Origin of the sequence: Helicobacter pylori, from assembly GCF_001998165.1 — a bacterium.
Taxonomy (GTDB): Bacteria; Campylobacterota; Campylobacteria; order Campylobacterales; family Helicobacteraceae; genus Helicobacter; species Helicobacter pylori_DL.
Genome location: NZ_MTWR01000126.1, coordinates 1 through 399 on the forward strand (window position 1 = coordinate 1; position 399 = coordinate 399).

Sequence of the window (399 nt, forward strand, 5' to 3'; positions counted from 1 at the left end):
CAATTCCCTCAAACGCTAAAAGGGGATTTTACTCTCCTTAACGCTCTTTAATCTCTGCTCCCTTGTTGTTTTTCACGCAAATGTTTTTGGAGCGTGCATAAAGCTCTTGCAATTCTTTAAGGGCTTCTTCTAATTTTTTGCCTTCTCTAAAAACGCCCACTTTTTCATCCATGACTTCTTTCATGCGTTCTCTGAAAAAAGTTGGCTAAAATGCAAGAAACTTTGGATTTTATCAAAGAGCGTTTGAAAGATGTTAAAAAGAAAAAAGGGGTGGAGCTTTTCCATAAAGCCAAAAATTTGGGCGTGGTGTTAAAAATGGCGCACAGCTTGGGCGATGTTTTGATAGGACAAAGCTCATTTTTATGCGTTTTAATGGGAAAGAATAGAAAAAACGCCTTA

At 37.6% G+C, this 399-nt stretch carries 3 pseudogenes; 2 read left to right on the forward strand and 1 reads right to left on the reverse strand.

Features of this window, described 5'->3' with window-relative positions:
- Window positions 1-67 precede the first annotated feature (67 nt).
- Window positions 68-193, reverse strand: a pseudogene (locus tag BZK24_RS08490) (hypothetical protein); the annotation flags it as partial.
- Between the two features lie 2 nt (window positions 194-195).
- Between BZK24_RS08490 and BZK24_RS10015 the strand changes: the two are divergent.
- Window positions 196-300, forward strand: a pseudogene (locus tag BZK24_RS10015) (ABC transporter substrate-binding protein); the annotation flags it as partial.
- A pseudogene (locus BZK24_RS08495) lies at window positions 283-399 on the forward strand (molybdenum cofactor biosynthesis protein MoaE); the annotation flags it as partial. The pseudogenes BZK24_RS10015 and BZK24_RS08495, both read left to right, overlap by 18 nt.